Genomic DNA, 18,129 nt, shown 5'->3' with positions numbered 1-18,129 from the left:
TGGGCTCGCGGCCTGCGACTTAAACCCCCTGGGCGCTTTATGTCGTCGTTTCAATTATCCTCACAGCCGCCGGAATCGGCCAGATGTGTCAATCGGGTTAGCCAGGTGTGGCAAGCACTTCACGCGGGCCTTTGCGGGTCCTCGGCGCGCTTGAGTCGCCCGTCGGTCAAGATGTCGCATTCGATGCGCTGAATGTTGTGAGCCCACCGTTGACCTGCCGTTTCCTTTGCAGCGTTATCTGCTTGTGATCAGGCGTGCGGCGGGGCGGCCTTCCTGGGGATGGCGAAGGCACCGAACTCGCGGGCCCGGTCGTGGCGGATGGGGGTGGGCCCGGATGACCTTGCCATCCTCGCGAGCTGGACGGACCGGCGACGATGGATACCTCGATGGCCTGGCATGCCCAGTGGCGGCCGACCTGGTAGGCGGTGTCGGAGGAGCTGACCACGCCGGTGCCGTTGGCCAGTCAGGCCCACCCGTTCGGGGTGAGGTAGCTCCCCGCAGGTCATGCCTCGTCAGCAGCCGGGCGCGGGCTAGCGGAGGAGTGCGTCGAGGCGGTCGAAGACGCGCTGCTCGGTGAGCAGGCCGGCGCCCTCCTGGCAGTGCTCCCCGGCACCTTCGGCGGCAGTGAACGTGATCAGTTCCTTCGGGCAGCGCAGGGCGTCGAAGATCCGGCGCGGCTCACCGCGGAAGAACTGGTCGTTGTCCGGGTCAAGGACCAGGGTGGGGCACGTGATCCGGTCGGCGATGCCCGCCATGGTGTAGGCGCGCATCTCCCGCAGGGCCTGGACGGCGCTCGTCGCGCCGAAGGTCCACCGTGAGTTGCCCGCCGCCCAGCGCAGGTAGGCGCTGTGGGCGGCGGCCTGCGCCATGACAGCCTCGGCTTCCGCGTCGCGGCCCGCCTCGATCAGGGCGGGAAGTGCCTGGGGCAGGCCGCGCAGCACTGCCCCGCCGAAGTCGAACAGCCCGTCGTTGAGCACGAGTGCCGCGATCCGGTGCTCGAAGGCGGCCGCCCGGGCGGCGAGGTAACCGCCGAAGCTGGTCCCCATCAGGACCATGCGGTGCTCGTCGACCTCGGGCAGGGCTGCCGCGTAGTCGATGACCGGGGTGACCACCTTTTCCCAGTCCGGGCGGAACACGAGCCCCTGCAGCCGGCGGGCCGTCGCCTGCCCCGGGCCGTCGAACGCGAGCACGGTGTAGCCGCGCTCAAGTCCGCCCAGCGCGATCGCGAAGTAGCTCTCCTCCAGCGTGGAGTCGAAGCCCCCGTGGTAGACCAGGGTCGGCCGCGGCGCCCCGGAGTCGTCTGCGAGGAACAGGTATCCGGGCAGGCTCGTGCTCTCGTAGGGGATCGCGACCCGGCGCGCGGGCACGTCAAGCAGTTCGGCGGCCGCCGCGAAAGACTCCCGCGACAGCCGGGCCAGGCGCGCCGACTCGTGGTCGTTGTCCGGGTCGGCGCGCCGGAAGAACTCGGCCGTGCGGTAGTAGTTCGAGGCGCGCAGCAGTGCGTCCCGCGCGCTGACCCGGTGGCCCGCCGCGAGGGCGGCCAGGCCGGTGTCGCGGATTCGGTCCGCCAGGGCGCCCCACTCGCGGCACCACGCCTCCTCGTCACCGTCAGGGATGTTGGCGCAGGCCACGAGGACCTCGCCGAGATCCGCGCCGCCCCGGGCAGCGTACCCGGCCGCACGCAGCGCCTCGAAAGAGAACGACTCGTCGTCGAACAGGAACTTCATGACCGATCTCCTCCCTCGCGACGGAACCGATCCGTTCCGTCCATCTCAGGCTATGCCGCCATCCAATGGAACGCAACTGTTCCGTCGCGATGTATGCTTGAGTGCATGGGAGAACCGTCCAGAAGGCGGCCTGCCGGGGCAGCCGTGCTCCAGGAGAACGTCACCAGCGCCATCACGGCGGCCGCCTTCGGGGAACTGGCGGAGGCCGGCTACGCGCGGATGTCGATGGAGGCCGTGGCCCGCAGGGCCGGCGTCGGCAAGGCGGCGCTGTACCGCCGCTGGGACTCCAAGGACGCGATGCTGACCGACCTGGTGGCCCGCGCCGTCAGGGAGCACGCGCTCATCCATGCGGACACCGGCACCCTCCGCGGTGACGTCGATGCGTACCTGAGGGCCACCTTCCGCGAGCTCAGCAATCCGCTGGTCAGCCGCATAGCACCCGACTTCCTCGCCGAGTCACCCCGCAACCCCCCGCTCGCGGCGGCACTCCGCGAGGTCATCGCCACGCCACGGCGCGAGGTCGCCGATGCCATGCTGGTCCGTGCGATCGACCGCGGCGAGCTGCCCGCTGACCTTGATCACGACCTGGCCCTCGACCTGCTGGCGGCCCCCCTGGGCTTCCGGCTCCTCATCACGCAAGGCGTGACCGATGACGACTACCTCCGGCGCCTCACCGACGTCACCGTTGCCGCGCTCAAGGCGTGCAGGAGCTGACATCCTCCTGCCTCACCCCGCCAACCCCTGGCCCGGCGGCCATCCCCTTTGCGACCCGGCCCGCGCGGTACACGGAACGGCCGATATGGGCGCCGGGCCCGCCGCTTGGACCGGCTGGAGAGGCCCGCCCGCCTGCCGGCCGGGAACCAGGCCGCGGCAGGGCCCGGAGCAGAAACCACCGTCCGTTCCGCTAAAGATCTTTATTCCGAACGGATGGTGGCTTCTCCCGACACTTTCCGCGGTCCCCAGCCCGTGCCCTCCCGAGCCCGGCCGGGTTGCATCCCGGCAGTCGGTCAGCCGCGGAGCGCCATAAGGGCCAGCAACTCGTAGCAGATGTGCGCGGCGGCCACGGCGGTCATCTCGGCGTGATCGTAGGCGGGCGACACTTCGACCACGTCGGCGCCCACGAGCCGCGTTCCGGCCAGGCCGCGCAGGATTCCGAGCAGCTCCCTGGATGTGAGGCCGCCAGCCTCGGGGGTCCCGGTGCCCGGTGCATGCGCGGGGTCGAGCACGTCGATGTCGATCGACAGGTAGACCGGCCGGTCCCCGACCTGCGCCCGGATCGCGGCGGCGACGCCGTCGATGCCGGTGCGCCCGACGTCCATGGCACTGATGATCTGAAAGCCCAATTCCGCGTCCTCCGTGAGGTCGCTCGGGGCATAGAGCGGGCCGCGGATGCCGATGTGCATGCTGTGCCCGTTGAGGAACAACCCGTCCTCCGCGGCCCGCCGGAATGGCGTGCCATGGGTGAGCGGGGCGCCGAAGTAGGTCTGCCATGTGTCGAGGTGGGCGTCGAAATGCACGAGCGCGAGCGGCCCGAACCGCTGCCTGGTCGCGCAGAGCAGCGGGTAGGCGATCGTGTGGTCTCCGCCGATCGCCAGCAGATGGCCGGCGCTGGTGAGCAGGGCGGTCGCGCCTGCCTCGATCTGGTCTATGGCTTCCTTGATGTCAAACGGATTACATGCGATGTCGCCCGCATCCGCGACCTGCTGCACGCCGAACGGCGCCACCTGCAGTCCTGGGTGCCACGGGCGCAGCAGCCGGGATCCCTGCCGCACCGCGGCGGGCCCGAACCGGGCGCCCGGCCGGTACGACGTGCCACTGTCGAACGGGACGCCGACGACGGCCACGTCGCAGTGTGTGACCTCATCCCGTCGCGGCAGCAGCGCGAACGTCGGCGGCCCCGCGAAGCGTGGGATGCGGCTCGCGTCGATGGGGCCGCGCTCGGCGTGACCGGCTGCGCCAGATTCGCCCTCGTTAATCTTCAACCCACCTCTTCAGGGAGCTCGTACCAGGTGACCTTCTCCCCGACGCGCGCTCGCATCTTCCACTTCACGGACTTCGGGGCATCGCTCATCGCCTGTTCCAGGGCGGTCGCGGACCCTGCGACCGCCTCTGCCCGAGAGCGGTCCAAGTGTGTTCGTCCGTACTCCGCAACCCTTGGGAGATTCCGCTCCACAGTGTGGAAGAACCCCCAGTCACCGGCCAATGGGCGGATGAAGCGCTCTGGGCTGATGCCGAGATCCTGGTGGCTGACCGCGAGGTCGGAGAGCAGAGCGGCCGAGTCTTGGAGGTCCTTCTCTTCGATCTCGATGATCTGCAGCTTCGTCAGCAGAAGGTCAGCCGGGTGAATCGTGAGACCGGCCTCGGGGAGGTCGTGGCCGAGTTCAAGACGGTGGCACATCTGGAAGGTACCGACGAGGACGTCGACGACAAACCCGCGGCTCGACCTGAAGATCATCCGGTGCGCTCCGTGAAGCGCATTGAAGTGAGAGTCCGCCCTGTAGCCGAGGGCCTCGAATACACGTCCGGCTGCAGCTCCCGATTTACGCGGCACTACGATGTCAAAGTCGTGGTAGCGGCGTTTTAGCGGTGGCTCGCGGGACGAACTCGTCAGGTGGTAAACCGCGATCCCTCCGAGCAGGCGCATGCGCACGCCCGCGTCACTGCCTGCCGCAACTAGATCGGCCGCGGCTTCCAGCAATTCCCCGGCCGTCACCCCGCCCGGCGCACCGTCCGCTTCCGCGTTCATCGCAGACCAGGATCGCATGTTTCCCTGCGTCATTTCCGCCTACTCCGCGGGGAGTTCCCTGTAGGTGGAATCCAGGTCGACTCCCTGGCGGCCGCGGACTGCCTTCGCGATCACGTAGACAATCCAGCCCAGTACCCATATCACGATGTTCAAGATGAACATGGCGAAGTCCTGGTACCCGAAAAGACCCCCTGTGTGGTGGGGCACCACGCTGATGCCCGACAGCGGGTCGTTCAGGTAGTCCCATGCCATGAACCCGCACGCTGCGAAGCTCAGCGCTCCGACGATGGTGACCACGGGCACGCGCCCGATCCGCCAGTTGACCGCCGAGTTCTCCCAGACCTGACGCTGCCGGTAAGGGAATAGCATCGCCGCGAGGGAGACCATGAGGAAGCTCAGGATGAACCCGAATATGCCGGTGAGCGTCTTGAACGGGCCGGTCGGGCGAGTGTAGAGCCACAGGGCCGCGATCGAACCGACTCCCATCACGACGAGGGCGTTGACCGGTGTGTGGCGCTTCTCGCTGACTTTGCCGAACCACGAAGGGAACACGCCGTCGATTCCGTAGGCCAGCAGGTTGCGGGACGAGTTGAGGATCTGGCCCGGTAGCCACGAGTACGACCAGAAAAGGAAACTGAACGTGATGACGAACCCGAGAACGACATTCTTCGCGGCATAACTGACCAGTTCCGTGTACACGGGCGTGGAGGAGAACCCCATGGCGGCGCCGGAGTTGAAGCTCACCGCGCCGAGGAACGACGTGCCGACGACCCGCGCCACCAGCCAGGCGATCAGCATCGCCAGTGCCGTGCTTGCCACCGCGGCGAACGGCATCGACCAGAGCTGTATCTTGCCCGGCCGCTTGACCTCACCACCGATGTAAGCCGAGGACTGGTTGAACACGAGCTCGAGATAGATCCAGGTCATCGGGATCAGCGTCCAGTAGAGGCTGAACGGCGCGGTCTGGAAGCCAGCCTTGCTGGCTGCCGCAAGCACCGCGCTGTAGGCGCCCGCGTGGCCGGTGACCCGGCCGATGTAGTGGTCGAACGAGCTGACGAACCCGGCGTGACTGCTCGCGGCCAGCACTCCGATCGTGACGAGAAGTCCCACCATCGCGATGGCAAACAGCACGTTCTGGATCTTGAAGTAGAAGTTCAGTCCCATCACGAAGATCGCTACCAGGACGATGATGAGGATAGTGCCGACGATGAATGCGCCGGTCGGAGTCGACAGGTCGTTCCCGTACCGGATCAGCGTGGCATTGTTCGTCAGCACGCCGATGCCGCGCAGGAGCGGAGTCAGGCCGTAGTAAGCAAAAAAGGCAGACGGTACCCCGCCGTAGAGAATCCACCAGATCGTGTTGTTGAGGCTGGACATCATCCCCCACCGAGGACCGAGCACGCGGCTTACGTAAACGTAGTCGCCACCCGATCGCGGCATGGCGGCCGCCAGCAGGGCGAACGTCACTGACGTGGGGATCACCACGATGAAGGCGCCTAGGAACGTGCCCTCGACGTTTGCGCCCGGATAGAACGCCGGGATCATGATGAGCGCGAAGACAAGCATCAGGCCGATGCTGACGAAGTTGATGTTGTAGATGAGAACGCTGGTCGCGTTGCCCTCGCGGACAAGCCCCGTCGCCTTCCTCGCGAAAACGCCCTCAAGCGGCCTGGCGCCACCTACGGCCATGTCATCTCCTACCTTTCGTCAGGGAACCGCTGCTGTCTGCGGCGTCGGGCGCGTCCCGGTACTGCCGGAGCAGATCCCCGAGACGGACGACCGGCAGGCCCGGGCTGGCGAGCGCGCGTTCGATCAGCGCTTCAAGGGCAGCAGCCCGCGCTGGCCTGCCCGAGAGGAACGGGTGCATCGTGAGAACGGAAACTCCCCCGGCCGCCCTGATCGCGTCGATCTCCTCCCACCAGGCTGCCGCGACGGCACTCGGCCGGTCGATCCGCCCGTCACCGGTCACCCCAGGCCAGAACGCGTACCGCTCCCAGTCGTCGAGCGCCCAGGAGACCGGGATCTCAAGCAGGTGTCGTGTGCCGGCCTTGAACCAGTACGGGGCGTCGCTGTCAAAGAAACTCGAGTCGTAACCGAAGCCGTACTCGATGAGAAGCTCGCGGGTGCGGTGCGTCGCCTCCCACCAAGGGGCCCGGTATCCGATAGGCCGGACGCCCGCGACCCGGTCCAGTGCCTCGAGTCCGCGCTCCAGGTACCGCCGCTCGGCGGCCTCGTCCGAGCCCACGAGCAACTCGTGGAGGTACCCATGGTGAGCTACCTCATGACCCCCGTCGAGGATCGCCGCGACAGTGCCCGGGTACCGCTCGGCCGTGGCGCCGGGAACGAAGAACGTGGCGTGGACTCGTAGCCGCGCGAGCAAGGACAAGATCCGCGGGACGCCGACAAGAGGCCCATAGGCCTGATGGCTCATGAGCGACGCACGAGCCTCGTTCGCGGGATCGGCCGCGAGCATCACTGACTCGGCGTCGACGTCGAACGTCAGGCACAGCACCCCGTTCGTCGGCCGGCGCTCATCCGGAGACAAATTTGAAACCCTTCACCTTGTCCCCGTCCAGGGTGACGACCACGCCCTGGAGCACCCCATCTGGGTACGCCGATCCCGGATTGCAGACCTTCGTGCGGCCGATGGACGTCATCGCCCGGGACTCATGAATGTGTCCGTGAAGCGCAAGGACGGGCTGCACGGTCTCGACAGCCGAGCGCACCGCGCGGCTGCCGACGGGAACCTTCACTGGCTCGCCGCCTGCCGTCTCGATCCGCATGTCCTCAGTGAGCTTGAACGCCAGGTCCGTGCCTGAATCTGCGGGTGGATTGTGGATGTTGAAGATCACGGGCATGCCAGGCTGGATCTGCTCGATCAGCTTGGCCAGCCGCTCGGCCATCTGCTCTTCTGATAGTTCCCTCGGCGAGTTCCACGGCGTGATCGTCGAGTAGCCAAGGCAGGCGACCTGATAGGGCCCGAGTTCGACAACGTGGTCTTCTCCCTGCACTAGCCACCGGCCTTGCGCCAGGACGTCTTTCACGACGGGGATATCGTCGTTGCCCGGCATGACCAGGCACGGAAGCCCGGCCTCCTGCAGGCGGGCATCGGCGATCTCCACCCACCTCTGCGTGGCTTTCCGCATCACCTCGTCGAAGACTGACGACAGGTAGTCCGCGTCGTCGGCCAGCCGGGCGTGCTCCTCGGGCGTCGTTCGATATGGATAGAACCCGAGCGTGCGAATCCGCCGCTCCAGATCCGCGAGCTCGGCTGGGTCGGCCGCCGTTTCCGCTTTGCCGAACAAGTTCACGGTGAACGAGCCGCCCGCGGCTTCGACCACGGGGACGAGCGCCTTTCCCGTCACGTCGCCGCCGAGAATGACGGCATCGGCGCCGTAAGACTTGCCGGCGTTCAGGAACTTGAAGAAACATCGTTCGGAGCCGTGAATGTCGGTTGCGAAATAGATCTTGAACTTGGCCATCAGACTGGCCTTACTGCCAAGAGCCAATGCAGTTCGTAGCCGGGGTGGGCCGCGGCCAGTGCCGTGATCTTGACGTCGCACCTCGCCAACCGGCCGAGTCCTGACGGCCGCGCGAACGTCGCAAGCCGGCACATGGAGCGCCACCTCCATTCCTAGATCTGCATCGCCGCTGGTCACGCCGGTTCCGGTGCAGTGGGACTGTGATGAGATTAGCGCGCGACCTGCTGATGATCTATGGGCTAGAATGCCAAAATGATCAATCTAACTTGGCTCTTCAGCCAAATGTGAGAACGGCATGCCTATCACTATTCAGGAGGTGGTGGATCTCTCTCACCTCGGCTGCGAGCTCGTCGCGGGTCGGCAAGGAGCCGCAAGACAGGCGACATGGGCCCACGTCTGCGAGCTGGAGGATCCAGTGCCCTGGCTGGAGGGGGGCGAATTGCTCATGACCACCGGAATGGCCATACCACGCGATCCGCGCCGTCAGCGCGAGTACCTGTCGAGGCTTTGCTCAGCCGGGGCGGCAGCTCTGGCCATCTCGAAGGACTTGCGCGCCCCGCGGCTATCCGCGGAATTCATGCAGGAAGCCGATCGGCTCGCTTTTCCGATCCTGCTCGTATCAATCGAGGTGCCGTTCCTGGCCATCGCCCGGATCGTCATCATGGCGAACCAAGACGCGGCCCACCGCGAACTAGTCCGCCAGCTGAGCGTCTTCGACGTGCTGCGGTCGGGCAATGACAGCGACCCCGCCTCCTTGTTCCGCCGCCTGGAGGATGTCTCGGGATACACGCTTTACCTAAGCTCGCAGACTGGTTCATCGCTGCTGCCAGGCGTTCCCACATTCCCCGACGAGCGCAAGGAACTACTCGCGCGGCCGTCTGAGGCGCCGGCGTATGTCCCCGGCGGCTACGTCGTCTCGGTGCCGATCGCAGGCCGCATCGCGGGGAGCCTGCTGGGCCTGTGGCGCTCGGACGCCCAGCCTGGAGGACTGGCCACACTGCAACACATCGCGACGATTGCGGCTCTCCAGCGCGCGACGCTTGAGCGGCAGCGGGAAACGGAGCGCCGCGAGGGCGGCGAGCTGCTGGCCGAACTGCTGAGCGGCCAGCCCGCCAGCGAAGTCATGGCCCGGATCACACCCCACCTAAAGGAGGAGGCACTATCCCTGTACCTGATTCGCACCACCGACACCGAATCCGACAGCGCACTCATCCATCATCATCTGGCCGATATCGGCTGTGAGCACCTCATGGTCATCCAGCAGGAGATCGTCCTGCTCGTCTGCGCGAACGCCCCGGTGAAAGACCTGCTCAAGGCGCTGCCAAGGGTGCACGCTGGCCAGAGCCGGCGGTTCCAACTCGGCGGAAGCTTCGCACTCGCAGAGCACCAGGCGCGGGCGGCCCTGAACCGCGCGGCCGAACGAGATGAGACGATCGTGGATGCTTCATCCTTCGCGACCGAGCTGGACTGGCTGCCGAGCGACCCCGTGCTCAGGCGAGCCCTCATAGAGCGCGTCCTTGGGCGTTTGCTCGCCCAGCAGCACAATTCGGCGGAGCGGCTGCTCGACACGGTGCGCGTCTGGCTCCAGTACGGTCAGCGATCCGGCGAGGCGGCCCGGCGGCTGGGTGTTCACCCGCACACTCTCGCGTACCGGCTCCGCCGTGTGGAGGCACTCACCGGCTTGGACCTCACTTCTCCCGCCGCGGTGGTAGAGCTGTGGCTTGCTCTCGAGCTAAACAGGGACTAAAGCTGCCAATCAGCTCTCAGCGGACGTGCCGTATCCTGCCGCCGGTTCCCCATGTCGGATCGGCTGTCCAGATGTCGGCATCCAGTCGGTCGCCAAGAGCCATGCACAGCCGGTCCGCCAGAGACAGTCCCTGCCCGGGCGCCCACCTGCTGGCCGCCCACTCCGCATCGGCGACCGTTACGGCCTCGACCTTGACCCCGTAGCTCAGGAGCAGCGGCCGGGACAAGTCCCAGTTACGGCCGTGTGCGCGGATCTTCTGTGCGACCTCCGACCAGTTGGCGGCGCCGCAGGCGCCACCATTGTTGAGCGCCTCTTCAACCTGAGCTGCGCCTTGCTCGCCCTGCAGGAACGTGAGCAGCGCGGAGGCATCGAAGACGTTCACCCCGCGTCGTCGGCCGCGGCTTCCGCGCGGCGCTCGGCGAGGAGTTCGCCCACTAGGTCCAGGCCGGCGAGATCAGCCCGCACCAGTTCCTGGAGCTGCGGACGTGTCAAGAGCACAAGCCCAGCCGGAGTCTCCAGGAGGATGAGCATGGCGCCCTCCGCAAGCCCTGCTCTTTCCCTGAGGTCGGCGGGGATGACTAGGCGCCCCCGGTCTCCCATGACGACTTGATACGTCCCACTCACATGTGCACCATACCACAGTGATAAAGGAAGTGGGAATGCCCGTCGTAGGGTCCCAGAACACGGCATGGGAGATGCCAGTCCGGCGGAGCCCCGCGGTGACAGGCGCAAGGGCTTCACCGAGACGGAGTACGTCCGGCTGCTGGATGCCCCCTACGCTCAGCTCGGCGGGCCGCTGGTCGGGGTGCCGGATTATGTGGCACGCCACATGATCCGGAGTTATCTTCGCCGGGACCCCGCCGAAGAACTCGAACGCGGCCACGTGCGCCTCGGTCCAGGCGCGCTGGGTCATGCTCACCACGGGCTGGATGAACAGGTGCCGCGAGTACGGCAGCACCATCGAGAACGCCCACACCCGGCGGTGCCGGCCCGACTGCGGGTCCGGCCACAGCCCCAGGAACCCGTAATCCACCTGGGCCTCGGCTACCGCCGCGCACGGCGGCCGGGCCATCCGGACCTCCCGCGGCCGGGGCCCGTCCGGGAAATGCGCCCGCACGTAGCGGCGCACGCTGGCCACGCTCGCCTCCAGCCCCTGCTCGCCGGCCAGCCGCTGGTGAATTACCGACACCGGCACGACGCCGACCAGCGCGGCGATCCGGTCATGGTGCACCGCGATCTCCCGCCACGACACCTGCCGGATCCCGGTGCCGGCGATCTGCGGGAACCACTGGCGGGCCAGCGCCCGCCACTGCTCCCCGGCCACCGGCGGCCCGCCCGGCGCCATCCCGGCCGCCTCCGCCGCGGCCACGTAGCGGCGGACGGTCTTGGCGTCCACCCCCAGGCTGCGCGCGACCCCAGCCTTCGGCCGGCCCGCGTACCAGTGCTGCAGGATCTCCGTGACATCGACCATCGTAAACGTCCTCCTCGCCATCTCGGTCCTCCGTCCAGAAGCGGACGAAAGACACACTCAGCTCAAAGGACCAGAAACGGAACACCCCGGCCCGTCGGCGCCCTAGGGAAACGCCTGATCGAGGGGGTAGGGAATTACCGGCTCTGGCGATGATCACGTGATCTGTGCTGGTCGGCGTGTCGTACGTGGCGGATGGGGGCCGGCCGGCCAGGATGTCCGGCGTGGACATCTCTGGCCATTGATGGGCTTTTGCCGCAGTTCGCTGCTGTCACGGTGGAGAGCGTCGAGCTGGGCGGGGACGTGGTGACGTTCCGGGTCCGGGCGAAGGCGAGCGACGCGGCGTGCCCGGGATGGCGAAGGCGATCGTCCCGGGTTCACGCCCGCTATCAGCGTCAGCTCGCCGGCCTTCCGCCTGGTGGCCGGAGGGTGCAGGTGATCGCTCAGATCCGGCGGTTCAAGTGCGTCCGCCCCCGCTGCGCGCAGTCCGCGTTCTCCGGGCAGGTCCCGGGGCTGACTACGCCGTTCGCCCGCCGCACCCCGCTGCTTACCGGGGCGCTGGTCGAGATCGCGCTCTCGCTGGCGGGGCGGCCCGGGTCGGGGCTCGCGTCGCAGCTCGCCATGCCGTGTTGCCGGGACGTGCTCATCCGGCTGATCCGCGCCCAGCCGCTGCCTGGCGCCGGCCAGATCGAGGTCCCCGGCGTCGATGACTTCGCGGTCCGCCGCGGCCAGTCGTATGACACCATCTTGACCGACATGGACAGCCGCAAGCCCGTGGACGTGCTGCCCGACCGCGGGGCCGAGACGCTGGCCGCCTGGCTGCGCGAGCACCCCGGGGTCGCAGTGGTATGCCGGGACCGGGCCGGGGCGTATGCCGAGGGCATCCGCACCGGAGCCCCGCAGGCAATCCAGGTCGCCGGCAGGTTCCGCCTGTGGAAGAACCTGTGCGAGGCGGCGGGGGAAAACTGCGGCCGCGCACCACCACTGCCTGCGGGCCGCCGCCGCAGCCCGGGCCGAGCCGGCCGCCCTGGACCCTCCCGCGCCTGTGCCGCTGCCTGCCGCCGGACCGGTCACCCCGCCCGGGCGCGCTTACCGGCTGGCCGAGCGTACCCGCACGCGGTATGCCGAGGTGCACGAGTGCCCCGCCCGCGGGCTCTCCCGTGCCGCCGTCTCCCTGGAGCTGAACCTCGACATCCAGACGGTGCGCCGGTTCGCGAACGCCACCTGCGCGGAGGAACTGCCCGGCAAGGCCGGGCACCGTGCCACCAGGCCCGGACCCCTACATCGACCTGGTCAGCCAGCGCTGGAACGAGGGCGTGACCAGCGCCGAGACCATCACCGCCGAGTTGCGCGCACTCGGCTTCAAAGGCGGCGCCCAGACCGTGCGCCGCTACCTGAGGCCCTTCCGGCTGCCCGGCGCCAGCCGCAGCCACCCGGACCCGCACCGCCGCAAGCCCGCCCCCGCTGCCCCGGCCATCCCGAAACCACGCAAAATCAGCAAGGCGCTGCTCACCCACCCGGACCGCCTGACCGAGGACGAGACACTGATCGTGAAGAACGCCACCGCCGGATGCGCCCACCTCGAACGCCTCCAGCAGCACATCCGGTCATCCGCCAAGATCATGGCCCAGCGGCGCGGCACGGAACTGCCCGCCTGGCTGCACGCCGTGGAAGCCGGCGACCTGCCCGAACTGCGCAGCCTCGCCGCCGGCATGCGCCGCGACCTGGCCGCCGTCATCAACGGCCTGACACCCGAGCACAGCTCCGGCGCCGTAGAAGGCAACGTCACGCCGGTCAAGCGGCTCAAACGGGACGGCTACGGGCGGGCGAACTCCGACCTCCTCAAAGCCCAGATACTCATCGCCGCCTGAGCACGCATCACGTGATCATCGCCAGAGCCGAAATAGCTGATCGCCAGCACTGGCCGATCTGCCGTCGCCCTAGCTGGCGTGGACCGGTCCTTGGTCGTGCGGTAGAATCTGCCCAGGTGATGGAGTTCACCTCTGATTGCCCCGGTGGCTGATGGCTTCTGCTACATGACACGGCGGTGGAGGCTGAGGTGATTTCTCGTGCCGGCATTGCACCGTTGGCCGTCACTGGGCGGCCCCGGGAGAACCGCATCAGGTTATGTTTGGCCCGCAAGCGGCCATCGCCGGGAAGACCTGGGCGATGTTCAGCTCGCTGCGAATCAGGCAGTCGTCGCGACCAGTCCGTTCCGGGGCTGCTCAATGCGGCAGGCCCCGGGCCAACCGGACGCAGTCCCCGGCAGCAGCCGAGTTCGCGTCGCGGATGCAGCGGATCCGCCGCATCTGGCCGAGGTCGGCTTGCTCCAGGTGCGGTCTCAGAAGAAGCGCTAGATCCTGGAAGCGGCGTCGGCGGCTGGCAGGGAGCGTACGGACAAGGGCGAATAGCGCGAGAGGGGGAGGCGATGGGCATCCTGGAAACCTTCGCCGGCGCGACCGCGTACGTCGGCACGGCGACGCCGGACAAGATAGCTTGGTTCGTCGCTGCGCCCACGGTGCGGGCGCCGTCGCTGTTGCAGAACACGGAGCCCTGGCGCGTCTACCATGATCGCGAGTTCACCTGCGCCGCGAACAACGAACGACAGTTGCGGATCGCCAATCCGCTCGGCCGGGATCATTGGTTGCGGCGCAGCGCTGTTCAACGTCCGCCGCGTCTGCCGTGCGGCACCCGGTCGCCGACATCTTGTTCTGGCTCGCCCGCATGCCCACAAAATGCACGCAAGACCGATCCCGAACTCGACCGTTCGGAGACCAGGCTGATGTTCAGGAGGACCGCTGATGGACCTGACAACCCGTTACCTGGGACTGGAATTGCGGAACCCACTGGTAGCCTCCGCGTCAAACCTGTCGAACACCGTCGACGGCGTCCGGCGGCTTGCCGACGCCGGATTCGGAGCGGTCGTGCTCTACTCGCTGTTCGAGGAGCAACTTCGCGGGAAGGCGATGCGGAACGCCGCGCGGTCCGGCACCGGGACTGAGCGCTTCGCCGGGTCGCTGTCGTACTCCCCTGAGGCGGCCGGCCAAGACAATGACGCGCGCCGCTATCTGGACCTCGTCGAGCGCGCCGCGGCCGCCGTAGACATCCCGGTTATCGCCAGCCTCAATGGCGTCACTCCCGGAGAGTGGACCGACTACGCCACCGCCCTGGAGCAGGCGGGCGCCGCCGCGATCGAGCTGAACGTCTACGACCTTCCGGGTAACCCGCTGTTCCCCGGGCGCGACATCGAGCTGCGGCACGTGGAGATCCTGACCACGGTCAAGGCGGCGGCCACGGTACCGGTGGCGGTGAAAATGAGCCCGTACTACAGTTGCATCGGCGAGATGGCGCTGCGGCTGGACCACGTCGGCGCCGACGGCTTGGTGCTGTTCCACCGGTTCATTCAGCCCGACATCGACCCGGAGACCCTGACTGTTACCGTAAGCCACGGCCTGTCCAGCCCGGTAGAGGCGCGCCTGCCCCGGGCGTGGATCGCGCTGCTCGCGGGGAGGGTGCGCGCCTCGCTCGCAGCGACCACCGGCGTCGATGGCCCGGCCGACGTGGCCGCATACCTGCTCGCAGGCGCCGACGTCGTGATGACCGCGTCCGCGCTGCTCCGGCACGGCGTCGCGCACGCGGGCGTGCTGCTCGACGGACTGTCCAGCTGGATGACCCGCAAGGGGTTCACCTCCGTGGCGGAGGTGCGCGGGCTGCTGTCGGTACCTGCGGACACCGACCAGGAGGCATACGAGCGCGCCAGCTATGTCACCGCCCTGCGCGCCGCCAACCTGACATCACCTTCAGACTGGACCATTCCCCTTGCCGGCCGTACCTGAACCTCAGCCGACATTCATGGATCACGCCGGAGGGAAGCGGAAATGGTCCAGGTCGGTGACGCCATCCGGCAGCGGGCGAAGCGGCGCGGCCTGGCTCGGGATGCGATGCGGGGTGCGCATTGCCAACTTATGCCGACGTCGGCATAAGCCGTCTCATGCCGAGTCCCGGGTTATGCCGACCATGAGGGTGAACTCCCTGGCCCGTGGAGGCGATGTTGGCCAGCGGCCCGCGCTTGAGGGCCGGCCAGATCCCTTCAGTCGGCTTGTCATAGTGCTGGGATCGTTGGACCGGCGACTGTCAGCGCGCCGGTTATCGGCAGGGAACGGCTCCTCCCTCGGCCAGGTCTCTTCGCAGAAACCAGGCATAAAGGCAGGAGCCGTTGCCTGTCCAGCAATTCGGGTAATTCACAATTGTGGATAAATTGTGCATATAAATCGCCGCGGGCAAGCTGCGGGGACCGCATCTGGCCACGGGTTGCACCGGGAGGACATCAAAGGTAGGGGAGTGCTAGGGCCGCCATTCGTAGCAGCAGGTCAGACACCCCGAGCAGAGGATCACACCGCACAAACCATGCGGTTCGGGAGAATAGGAACCACGAAGGTTCAAACGTAAGTTTAGGCTACTGGCGGCCTCGCCGCCGCGGGAGCCATCCAGTCCCGCGCGGATGACAATGCGGATGACAATAGTGATGTGCACCGCCAGGTGCACTCACCCCTGAGATTGCGCCGGCGCAGCGGCGCGGTCGCCCGCCAGATGGCCGATGGCCTTCTGGTCTGATTCCCCATCGGAGGTAAGGGAGAAGGGATGAACATCCGCAGGGTGCTCCTGGACGTGGATAAGGCGATCCAGCGGCCCGAGATCATCGACATCGCGAAGGCGATCGATGCCGCCCCGGGCGTGGCCGGGCTGAACATCACCGTTACTGAGATCGATGTGCAGACGGTTGGGATGGACATCACGGTGGCGGGAGACAGCATCGATGTTGGCGCGCTCGTCCGCGCCATCGAATCCACCGGGGCGGTCGTGAACAGCATCGACGAGCTGGCGGCGGGAGAGCGGCTGGTGGAGCGGACAGCGCGGAAGCGATGAGCCGGCCGCGCCGGCGGCGGGGCAGGCTGCGCCCGGGGCTTGGCGTGTTGCCGGTGGTGCTGGGCCTGCTGGACGGGATCACCAACGCGCCGGGCATGACCGCGCACCCTGTTCCGGCCGGCGGCAGCGGCACCGGCCTGGGGTCGGCCCTGCGGGTTGCTTCGTTCGCGCTGGTGACTGGGCGGTGTTGGCCATCTTCGTCGCCAGGTACGTGGAGCTGCGGACGCGCCTGCTCCGAGGCCGGCGGGCACCTGAACCTTCTCGACCGGGGTGCGCTGGGCGCCACCAGGCTGGGCCGGGGCTGCCCGCCGGGACGCGCTGGCCGACGCCGCCCAGGCCAGCCTGGCCAGTTTTTGCACCTTTCTCCTCCTGGGTATCGCCGCCGGGTTTCCCGTCCCCGTGGCTGCCCCTCGCCCTGGCCGTGGGCATGCTGGCGTTCCTGGGCGTGGTGGTCGGCCACAGGCTGGGCGGGAGCCCCCGTGCAGTGGGCGGCGGCACTGGCCGCCGGGATCGTTGTCACCGCGGTGGGTGCCGTGCTCAACATCGCGTGATGTCACCGGAGAGGAGCGTCTCGGCAACGGATTCCGCCGCGTGTTTACCGCAGCCTCATGTCTCCCGCGGCGCGCCCGTCGCGGTCACCTGGCAGATGCGGGAACGCCCGGCTCCGGGGACGGCACGACCGCCCAGGCTGCGGTGTCCGGGCATTCCCCGCTTCGATCCGCTGCAGGGCACCGAGCCCGGCCAGCTGCCGCAGATATATACTGCAAGAAGCGATGGGGCTCGCTAGCAACCCACTCGAGCAGTGGTGATGGCCTCTGCCGGATCGTCGTGCGGAGGCTGAGGCGATGCCGTGTGACGGACAATGCGAAGGCCCGGGTATCCCGTCCGGCTCTTGCCGGGATTTACGGTCCAGACCGTTTCGGCCGTGCCGCTGAGCGTTTCGTGCGCTTGTTCGGCAAGCCACGGTTCCTTGTCGGCCAGACCGTGGTCATCGCCGCCTGGGTGGCCGTCAACAGTGCTGGATTCGGGCCGCGCTTTGACCCTTACCCGTTCATCTTCCTCAACCTCGTGTTCTCCGCGCTGGCCGCCTACGCGGCACCGCTGATCCTGCTGGCAGAGACCCGGCAGGCAGACCGTGACAAGGCGCGGGCCGAAATCGACGCGCGGCACCGCGCCGAGGCTGACGCGCGGCTATCAGCGCTCGTGCAGCACAACATCGATCAGGCGGAGCTGATCGCGCGGCTAGCTGAGGATAACCGCCGGCAGACGACGCAGATCACCGAGCTCCTTGAGCAAGGCAGTCGTCTGCTGGAACGCGAGAGCGAGCAGACTGCCCTGCTTGTCGCTGCCCTGGTACACCGGGGCAACGAGGGTGCGGACGAGCCGCGATCTGATGCGCGTGGGCAGCCCGCGGCGGACACCCGATCCGCCGGTGATTCCCGCCATAACGGCCAGAAGGGAGATGCGTGCTGATGACGACAGCAGCAGCCGCGCCGCAACCCGGACAAGCCGGAAAGGCTTGCACGATCCACCTGTCGGAGGTGCTCAAGCGCCCGATCACGGACAAGGCAGGCGAGCCGCTGGGACGGCTGTCCGACGTCGTGGTCCGGCTGCGCTCGCCCGGGCTGCCGCTGGTGGTCGGAGGGGTGGCCCGCGTCGGGGGCTGGGAGGTCCTGGTGCCCGCGGCGCAGGTCAGCTCGTTCGACGGCGAGGTCCTCAAGCTAACCAAGCGGGGAGTGGGTTCTGGCTGGGGTCGACACCAGCCGACGGCGGCACCGCCTGCCGGGGCTGTCCGCCGCCCGTGAGCCCGATCTCTTGCGGCTGCTCCATGGCCTCCGCCTCCCGTATGCTCGTGCCTGCAGGAAAGGCGGGCTGCCCGCGGGGCCCCGGCCGAAGCGAGAAACTGACCGGCGTGCTCGTGGCGACAATTCGCGACCCGTCGGGGTCGAGGCCCCGGCGCCAGGCTAGATGACGGCATCAACTGCCAGGAAAGCCACGGCTTCGGTATACGGGCAGCCCGCACCCCGGCATCC

The 18,129-nt window shown here is 67.8% G+C and carries 15 protein-coding genes and 1 pseudogene; 8 read left to right on the top strand and 8 right to left on the bottom strand.

From position 1 onward, the window contains the following. Positions 1-530: 530 nt before the first annotated feature. Entirely contained in the window at positions 531-1,727 is a 1,197-nt protein-coding gene (locus Q1N79_RS17655) for an alpha/beta fold hydrolase (RefSeq protein WP_300610193.1), read from the bottom strand. Between the two features lie 105 nt (positions 1,728-1,832). Here Q1N79_RS17655 and Q1N79_RS17650 point away from each other — a divergent pair, with 105 nt between their 5' ends. Continuing rightward, positions 1,833-2,441, top strand: a complete 609-nt coding sequence (locus tag Q1N79_RS17650) for a TetR/AcrR family transcriptional regulator (protein ID WP_300610191.1) — start codon at positions 1,833-1,835, stop codon at positions 2,439-2,441. Positions 2,442-2,734: 293 nt separating this feature from the next. Here Q1N79_RS17650 and speB read toward each other — a convergent pair whose 3' ends face one another. Genes speB through Q1N79_RS17625 form a run of 5 tightly spaced genes read right to left on the bottom strand, consistent with a single transcriptional unit; the run spans position 2,735 to position 7,955 of the window. Further along, the gene (gene speB, locus Q1N79_RS17645; protein WP_300610189.1) at positions 2,735-3,709 is read right to left on the bottom strand and encodes an agmatinase; all 975 of its coding nucleotides are present in this window, start codon (positions 3,707-3,709) and stop codon (positions 2,735-2,737) included. Further along, complete coding sequence (locus Q1N79_RS17640) at positions 3,706-4,473, bottom strand: hypothetical protein (RefSeq protein ID WP_300610187.1); 768 nt, start codon at positions 4,471-4,473, stop codon at positions 3,706-3,708. The genes speB and Q1N79_RS17640 overlap by 4 nt, the downstream gene beginning before the upstream one ends. Positions 4,474-4,512: 39 nt before the next feature. Next, positions 4,513-6,162: an APC family permease gene (locus Q1N79_RS17635; RefSeq protein WP_300610186.1), complete on the bottom strand. Its 1,650-nt coding sequence runs from the start codon at positions 6,160-6,162 to the stop codon at positions 4,513-4,515. Between the two features lies 1 nt (position 6,163). Continuing rightward, positions 6,164-7,018 (bottom strand): polysaccharide deacetylase, encoded by an 855-nt coding sequence (locus Q1N79_RS17630; RefSeq protein WP_300610184.1) that lies wholly within the window; start codon positions 7,016-7,018, stop codon positions 6,164-6,166. Then, complete coding sequence (locus Q1N79_RS17625; RefSeq protein WP_300610183.1) at positions 7,005-7,955, bottom strand: hypothetical protein; 951 nt, start codon at positions 7,953-7,955, stop codon at positions 7,005-7,007. The genes Q1N79_RS17630 and Q1N79_RS17625 overlap by 14 nt, the downstream gene beginning before the upstream one ends. A gap of 295 nt (positions 7,956-8,250) precedes the next feature. On the opposite strand from Q1N79_RS17625, the gene Q1N79_RS17620 reads away from it, so the two are divergent. Next, a complete protein-coding gene (locus tag Q1N79_RS17620) occupies positions 8,251-9,702 on the top strand; it encodes a PucR family transcriptional regulator (RefSeq protein WP_300610181.1) in 1,452 nt (483 codons plus the stop codon). 16 nt (positions 9,703-9,718) lie between these two features. Here the strand turns inward: Q1N79_RS17620 and Q1N79_RS17615 are convergent, their stop codons facing one another. Further along, complete coding sequence (locus Q1N79_RS17615) at positions 9,719-10,084, bottom strand: PIN domain-containing protein (protein WP_300610180.1); 366 nt, start codon at positions 10,082-10,084, stop codon at positions 9,719-9,721. A gap of 161 nt (positions 10,085-10,245) precedes the next feature. After that, positions 10,246-10,302: pseudogene (locus Q1N79_RS30725) on the bottom strand (hypothetical protein); the annotation flags it as partial. A 1,063-nt stretch (positions 10,303-11,365) separates the two neighbouring features. On the opposite strand from Q1N79_RS30725, the gene Q1N79_RS30720 reads away from it, so the two are divergent. The 6 genes from Q1N79_RS30720 to Q1N79_RS17580 all read left to right on the top strand — a co-directional run bounded on the left by Q1N79_RS30720 (position 11,366) and on the right by Q1N79_RS17580 (position 17,901). Next, positions 11,366-12,490 carry an ISL3 family transposase gene (locus Q1N79_RS30720; RefSeq protein ID WP_367185089.1) on the top strand — a complete coding sequence of 375 codons (1,125 nt, stop codon included), beginning with the start codon at positions 11,366-11,368 and terminating at the stop codon, positions 12,488-12,490. Continuing rightward, on the top strand, positions 12,430-13,041 hold the full coding sequence (locus tag Q1N79_RS17600; RefSeq protein WP_300610177.1) for a transposase: 612 nt from the start codon (positions 12,430-12,432) through the stop codon (positions 13,039-13,041). Before Q1N79_RS30720 ends, Q1N79_RS17600 begins: the two co-directional genes overlap by 61 nt. A 930-nt stretch (positions 13,042-13,971) precedes the next feature. Continuing rightward, a complete protein-coding gene (locus Q1N79_RS17595; RefSeq protein WP_300610176.1) occupies positions 13,972-15,006 on the top strand; it encodes a dihydroorotate dehydrogenase-like protein in 1,035 nt (344 codons plus the stop codon). A gap of 805 nt (positions 15,007-15,811) precedes the next feature. Then, on the top strand, positions 15,812-16,096 hold the full coding sequence (locus Q1N79_RS17590; RefSeq protein WP_300610175.1) for a DUF211 domain-containing protein: 285 nt from the start codon (positions 15,812-15,814) through the stop codon (positions 16,094-16,096). Positions 16,097-16,948: 852 nt separating this feature from the next. Continuing rightward, entirely contained in the window at positions 16,949-17,569 is a 621-nt protein-coding gene (locus tag Q1N79_RS17585) for a DUF1003 domain-containing protein (protein WP_300610173.1), read from the top strand. Further along, positions 17,569-17,901 carry a hypothetical protein gene (locus Q1N79_RS17580; protein ID WP_300610172.1) on the top strand — a complete coding sequence of 111 codons (333 nt, stop codon included), beginning with the start codon at positions 17,569-17,571 and terminating at the stop codon, positions 17,899-17,901. The genes Q1N79_RS17585 and Q1N79_RS17580 overlap by 1 nt, the downstream gene beginning before the upstream one ends. Positions 17,902-18,129: the final 228 nt, after the last annotated feature.

It is taken from the genome of Trebonia sp. (assembly GCF_030042015.1).
Classification (GTDB): domain Bacteria; phylum Actinomycetota; class Actinomycetes; order Streptosporangiales; family Streptosporangiaceae; genus Trebonia.
This window is presented reverse-complemented; position numbering and strand designations above follow the sequence as displayed.